5 protein-coding genes are annotated in these 5,094 nt (G+C 73.1%); 2 read left to right on the plus strand and 3 right to left on the minus strand.

The window, feature by feature from the left end; all coding sequences use genetic code 11:
* The 3 genes from M4J07_RS46665 to M4J07_RS46675 form a co-directional block, all read right to left on the minus strand.
* Positions 1–1,418: sugar transferase (locus M4J07_RS46665; RefSeq protein ID WP_255983274.1), on the minus strand; the 1,418-nt coding region annotated here is incomplete at its 3' end.
* Positions 1,415–2,566, minus strand: coding sequence for a glycosyltransferase (locus M4J07_RS46670; protein ID WP_255983276.1), 1,152 nt, complete (start codon positions 2,564–2,566; stop codon positions 1,415–1,417). The genes M4J07_RS46670 and M4J07_RS46665, both read right to left, overlap by 4 nt.
* A 41-nt stretch (positions 2,567–2,607) precedes the next feature.
* Positions 2,608–3,696 (minus strand): DUF3344 domain-containing protein, encoded by a 1,089-nt coding sequence (locus M4J07_RS46675; protein WP_255983278.1) that lies wholly within the window; start codon positions 3,694–3,696, stop codon positions 2,608–2,610.
* 332 nt (positions 3,697–4,028) lie between these two features.
* Between M4J07_RS46675 and M4J07_RS46680 the strand changes: the two genes are divergently transcribed.
* Together M4J07_RS46680 and M4J07_RS46685 are read left to right on the plus strand one after the other, a co-directional pair.
* Entirely contained in the window at positions 4,029–4,268 is a 240-nt protein-coding gene (locus M4J07_RS46680) for a chaplin (RefSeq protein WP_255983280.1), read from the plus strand.
* A 251-nt stretch (positions 4,269–4,519) separates the two neighbouring features.
* Positions 4,520–5,094 (plus strand): hypothetical protein (locus M4J07_RS46685; protein ID WP_255983282.1); only part of this gene is annotated, 575 nt, incomplete at its 3' end.

The following is a 5,094-nucleotide window of genomic DNA, read 5'->3' on the forward strand; positions in this document are numbered from 1 at the left end:
CGGAAGAACTCGGTCGCGGTGCGCAGCAGGATGCTGATGTCCTGCCACAGCGACCAGTTGTCGATGTACGCGTTGTCGAACCGGCAGCGGTCCTCGATGGACGTGTCGCCGCGCAGCCCGTTGATCTGGGCGAGTCCGGTGATGCCGGACGGCATCCGGTGCCGCTCGTTGTAGCCGGGGTGGGTCTCGCTGAACTTCACGACGAAGTACGGGCGTTCGGGCCGCGGGCCGACCAGGCTCATGTCGCCGCGGAAGACGTTCCACAGCTGGAGCAGCTCGTCGAGCGAGGTGCGGCGCAGGAAGCGGCAGAACCACGGCATGTGGTGCTCGTTGGCGACGCTCCAGCGCGTCGCGGACTCCATCGGGTCGGCCGGGCGGTGCGTGCGGAACTTCAGCAGGGTGAAGGGCCGCCCGTCCTTCCCGATCCGCTCCTGCCGGAAGACCACCCCGGGCCCCTCGCTGATCCGCAGCCACAGGGCGCAGGTCAGCAGCACCGGGCTCGCCGCCACCAGCAGCAGCGCGGAGATCGCGAGGTCCAGGGCGCGCTTGCCGGGATGCGGCGGGAAGGGCGGCCCCACGACCGGCCGGCAGCGGAACCCGGCCACGTGCCGGTCCGCCCCGCGGTAGCGCGGCACGTACGCCGACGGCTCCGGGTCCAACTCCCAGATCTCGCAGTGCAGTTCGCTCAGGCTGCGCAGCCAGGCGCGGTGCCCGGGGGCGCTGGAGCTGCCCAGCACGATGGCCCGTCGCACCCCGTTCTGGATCACCGCGCGGCGCATGTCCGCCACGGTGGTCAGCACCGGGAGGGCGGGCGCCGCGTCGTTCGTGCGCTGCTCCCCGCCGCCGTCGGCGACGATGCCGACGAGCCGGACCCCGCTCGCCGGGTGCCGCTGCAGGGCGGCGGCGACGCGCGACGCGGTCTGCTCCGGCCCCACCAGGAGGGTCGTGCACGGCCGCCGTACGAGGGCCACGCGCCGCCGCCAGTGGACGAGCGCCCGCCCCAGCAGGGTGAGGCCGACCTGGGCGGTGGCGCCCGAGAGCACCACCGTCAGGGGGATCCGCTGCAGGACCGGCAGGCTCACCGACGCGGCCATGAGCACGCACCAGGCGGCCGCGGTCCGGCCGGCCACGGCGGGACAGTCGTCGAGCATGTACCGCTGGTCGGCGACCCGGTAGAGCCCGGCGTTCCGGTAGAGGGCGAGGACGAGGACGACGAACGCCGCCACCAGCAGGGGGTGGCGCTGGAGCGGGGTGAGGGCGACCGTGCCGAGCAGCGCGGCGGTGCAGTCCGTCGCGAGCAGCAGCGCGCGGGAGGAGTCGTCCTGGGCGGCGCCGCCGACCAGGGTGATCCGGGGGCTGTCCGCGGTCCGTTGCGCGACGACGGTGGCGGTGGAGGAGACGGTTCTTTCCTGGGTCACGTCGCGACCGGCTTCCTGTGCTCGATGGTCTCCAGCCCCAGAAGTTCGCCGTACACCTGCGCGACCGCCGCGGCGGTGTGCCGGACGTCGTGGTGCGCGCGCACGTGCCGGCGGGCGTCACGGCCCAGCGTGCGCAGGTCCTCGGCGTCGCCCAGCAGCCCGACCAGGGCCCGGGCCAGGGCGGCGGGGTCGTCCGGCGGGGTCAGGCACCTGTCCGCCGCGCCGGCCGGCAGGCTCTCGCGGGCTCCGTCGACGTCCGTGACGAGCACCGGGCTTCCGCAGGCCATGGCCTCCAGCGGAGCAAGCGCTATGCCCTCCCACCGGGAGGGCATGACGACCAGATCCGCCGCTCGGTACCAGGGCGCCGGATCGTCGACGGCCCCGGCGAAGGTGACCGACGCGGGCGCCGCGGCCCGCAGCCGCTGCGCGTCGGGCCCGTCGCCCACCAGGACCAGGCGGGCCCGCGGCAGCGTCCTGAGCACCTCGGGCCACGCCTCGACGAGGACGTCCTGGCCCTTCTGGCGGCACAGTCGTCCCACGCACACGACGAGCGGGCCCGCCGGGGAGTCCGCCGCACGTACCGGGGCGGACGGGCCCTGCGGGCCGAAGCGGTCCAGGTCCACCCCGTTCGGGACGAGCCGCCACTGCGCCTCGATGCCGAGGCCGCGTCCGGTGTCCAGCTCGGCCCGGCTCACGCACAGCAGCCGGGAGGCCCAGCGTGCGCCGCGCCGTTCCCAGGTCCTGGCCAGGCGCGCCGCGGTTCCCTCGACGGCCTCGAAGGACCAGGCGTGCGGCTGGAAGACGGTGGGGATCCGGCCCCGGACCACGAGCCGGGCGACCAGTCCCGCCTTGGCGCTGTGGGCGTGGACGACATCGGGGCGGACCCGGGCCACCACCTCGGAGAGCCGCCGCCCCTCCCGGAGCACGCTCGGCCCCGGGGACCGGGAGGCCTCCCACTCCAGGACCCCGCAGCCGAGGGCGGCCAGGCGCCCCGGAAGGCTGCCGGAGGCGGGGCAGGCCACCGAGACCTCCATCCCCGCCGCGCGCTGGCTGCGCACGAGGTCGGCCACCACGCGCGCCACTCCGCCATCGACCGGCTGCGTCACGTGGAGAACGCGCGGCGGCAAGGGTGCAGACGTCACAGGCATCGCCTCTTACTTGGCTGAACTGGGGGAAGCGGCGGAAGCGGCTAGGACCGGGCGTCGACGGCGCCGAAGAACACCCCGATCCAGGCCGGGTCCCCGGTGGACACCAGCCGGAGGTCCAGCGCCCGGCCGCCGCGGGCCGGCGCCTTGCCGAGCGCGAACACGTCGGAGTCGTAGCCGAGGGTGTTCGCGTGCGCGGGGGTCCGCCGCGGCTGGTCGCCCGGCTGGCTGATGGTCGAGTTGAGGACGTCCGCGGCGGGATTGGCCCGGTCGGACAGCCGCACCGGCCCGCCCCGCCCGGTCGACACGGTCAGCGAGTCGCCGGTCCTGCCCCGGTCACCGTTGTAGGCGACCAGGCCCGCGTAGCCGCTCGCGCCCTTGGCGACCGGGATCCGCACGCGGAGGTCCTTGCCGGGGTGCTCCCGCGTGAGGGCGTCGAACCCGTCGCGCAGGAAGAGATGCCGCAGCGGCTCGGCCTTGTTCTCGTACGCGGCGACGAGCGTCCACCCGCCCCAGGCGCCGGCGGCCGTACGGCCCATGGCGACGTTGAGCTGCGCCACGGTGTACAGGCCGGACCCGCTGGCCCGCACCAGGTCGGTGACGTCCGCCGAGGCCTGGTAGGCGTCCGCGCCCTGGGCGACCCGGTGCCCGACCACGGTGTCGGCCAGCACCTGCTTGTACGCGCCGCCGGGCTCCGCGATCAGCACGCGCCCGTTGTCCTTGGGGGGCTTCTGCTCGCCGACGCGGAGGTTGCCGCCCCAGTACAGCCGGGCGTAGGTCACGCGCGATCCGGCCGGGACGCGGATCTCCGCGCTGGAGGAGTTGTAGGTGTTGGGGTCGCGATCGATGTCCGTGTAGAACATGTCGAAATCGCCGTTGCTCGCCGTCGCGCCGGAGCGCGCCGCGGCGCACCCGACCTTCTTGACGGAGTCGGCGCCCCGGCAGGTGATGGCCGCGTTCGCCGCGCGCACGAATCCGCCGTGCATCAGGGCGTCGTACCGCGTGGTGAACGGGATGCTGGGCTTCTCGGTCCCCGGCGCCGTCGCCATCGCCTGGCAGGACAGGGACGCCGCCGCGAACGACAGCAGGCCCACCGTCACACGGCGCAGGAAACAGCCTTTCGAATTACGCACGGCCGGCTTCCCTTTCAGGAATGAGCAGACGCTCTGCAGCGCCAGGCAAGGAAAGGAGATAATCACACTTACCTATCGACTCCCCGCAGCGCATACCGCCCCGCACGGGGAGCAGCCAAGAGTAGCCGCCAGAAAGTGAGTTTCACTTGATACACGATGTGTGTTGGAGTTGTGAAATTCCGGGTGGCGTGACGTCGACGCTCCGCGACGCACTTCAATGACCTAACGGGTATTCACCCGTTCGGAGCCGCAACCCCATGCACGGCCGCTGCGTTGCACCACGCGCCGGGCGCCTGTCCCGGCCCTCACGCAACGACCCAAGGAGCATGTTCATGTCGCGTACCGCGAAGGCATTCGTCTTCTCCGCCGTGGCCGCCGCCGCGATGGCCGGCACCGCCGGCGTCGCCGCCGCCGACAGTGGCGCGCAGGGTGCCGCCACCGACTCCCCCGGTGTCCTCTCGGGCAACGTCGTCCAGGTGCCCGTGCACGTGCCGGTCAACGTCTGCGGCAACACCGTCAACGTCATCGGTCTGCTGAACCCCGCCTTCGGCAACACCTGCGTCAACAGCTGACCGGCGCAGCCGACTCTTCCGCAGCCGCCCCTGGCACAGGGGCGGCTGTTCCTGTTTCCGCCGGAGCTCCGGGGCGCCCTTGCTCCGTATGGGGGTGGGCACCCCAGGGGCCGCCGCAGGGGTCCTCACCTGGCACAACGGCAGGGATGACGGGACCGGGCGAACACGGAGAGCGGTGGCTCGGTTGCAGGTCGTGTTGGGGCATCTCACGGTGAACACAAGCACCAACACGCCCTCGAAGGGGAAAAAACATGCCCGCTTTGCCCGTACGGCGCCTTGCGACCTCCGCTCTCTGCGCGTCCCTCCTGATCGGAGCGGCAGCTCCGGTGTTCGCCGCGGACTCCGCCGATGAGCGCGTCAGCCGCACGGTTGTGTCATCCGCCCCCGTACCCGACGCCAACGCGCTGCTGGGTCAGATCAAGAGCCTGCACGACACCGGTGGCGTGCTGACGCCGGTCACCGACCTGCTCGACGCCGTCCTCAAGACGAAGGACGGCAAGCTTCCCGCCGAGGACGCCCAGAAGCACGCCGACGCGATCAAGACCGCGATCGACGCCGCGAAGGACCAGGCGGCCGCCACGGCCCCCGTGCCGGACGCCGCCGAAGAGGCGGTGCCCGACGCCAAGGCGCCGCTCGACGTGAAGGGCGACGCCCTGGCCGCGCTGCAGTCCGCCGTCGACGCCCTGGTGAAGGCCGCCACGGCGGGTGACGTCACCGCCGTGGCCACCCAGGCGCCGGTCGTCGTGACCGGACTGGTCAACTTCGTCGCCGCCACGCTGCTCAGCGGCACGCTGCCCGCCCCCAACCTGCCGGGCCTGCCCGCGCT

Origin of the sequence: Streptomyces longispororuber (assembly GCF_024448165.1) — a bacterium.
GTDB lineage: Bacteria > Actinomycetota > Actinomycetes > Streptomycetales > Streptomycetaceae > Streptomyces > Streptomyces longispororuber_A.